This window comes from Lysobacter sp. N42 (assembly GCF_004344885.1).
This window is the reverse complement of record NZ_SKFB01000121.1, coordinates 1-984: the sequence shown is the minus strand read 5'-3', so window position 1 is coordinate 984 and position 984 is coordinate 1. Positions and strand designations below refer to the sequence as shown.

Annotated in this window: 1 protein-coding gene; it reads right to left on the bottom strand. The window is 40.8% G+C overall.

Annotation, left to right across the window (positions count from 1 at the left end; genetic code table 11):
- Positions 1-720: 720 nt before the first annotated feature.
- The coding region (locus tag EYQ95_RS26670) for a hypothetical protein (RefSeq protein WP_207916722.1) at positions 721-984 on the bottom strand (264 nt) is incomplete at its 5' end.

Below are 984 nucleotides of genomic sequence, written 5' to 3'. Positions count from 1 at the left end.
TGCCCTAGTAGTCGATATGTCACTAATTTTCTGTGCGCGTGAACAACTATGGGGTGTATTGCTGCATCCTAAGTAGATATCGAGCTTGACTTGACCGGTTCCATCAGTCCTACGGCTTGTTGGTTAGGTCGAGAGAGTTTCCAAGTCTAAGCATGTCAAAAAAATAATAATAATAAAAAATAAAGTTTAGATGTTGATTACAAGATTACAAAATCTTTTGTGTCATTGCTTTAGATTAGAAACGCGATAACACTCAATGCTTTTAAAATTTCTTTCATACAAGTGTTCTCCTAAGGGCCCCTCTGTTTGCATGGAATTGAATTCTTAAGAACTTATTATCAAGTGAATCACACCGATGATCATTAAAGAGTACGAGTGATGAAAGATTTAAGGATGGAGTTGTAGACAGGAGCAAATTGCCTTAATAGAGTGATATCTCGGATTTTGTTGTTTCATTATGGGGATGTCACCTGATGACCGTTTATATATTTCTACTTTTATTTCTGGGGCAGTATATATATTCCAAAGCCTAGAAATTCAATTCAGCATGTGTCAATTGCCAAAGTCAGCTTGTGTGATTTTTTTCTCTCCATTCATATCATACGGGAGTTCACCAGATATGGGCTACAAGAACAAACGTAACTATTGATTGTTTCGTTTTATTTGATGTCAATCGGAAATGGAAAGGACTTGCGGCTTTATTCGGACACTCACGCGGCTTTACCGCCGCTTGCATGGGAGGTAGCCCCTCATTTTCCAGTTTTCCTCCACTATGAGAGGAGGAAAACTGGCAATTGCAGCTTTACCGCTGCTCTCATCGGCGGTAAACTGGATTTTCCAGTTTTCCTCCGCTCTGAGAGGAGGGAATCTGGAAATTGCAGCTTTACCGCTGCTCCTTTCCGCGGTAAACTGAAATTGCAGCTTTACCGCTGCCTTCATCGGCGGTAAAGTGGATTTTCCAGCTTTCCTCCTCTGTGAGAGTAG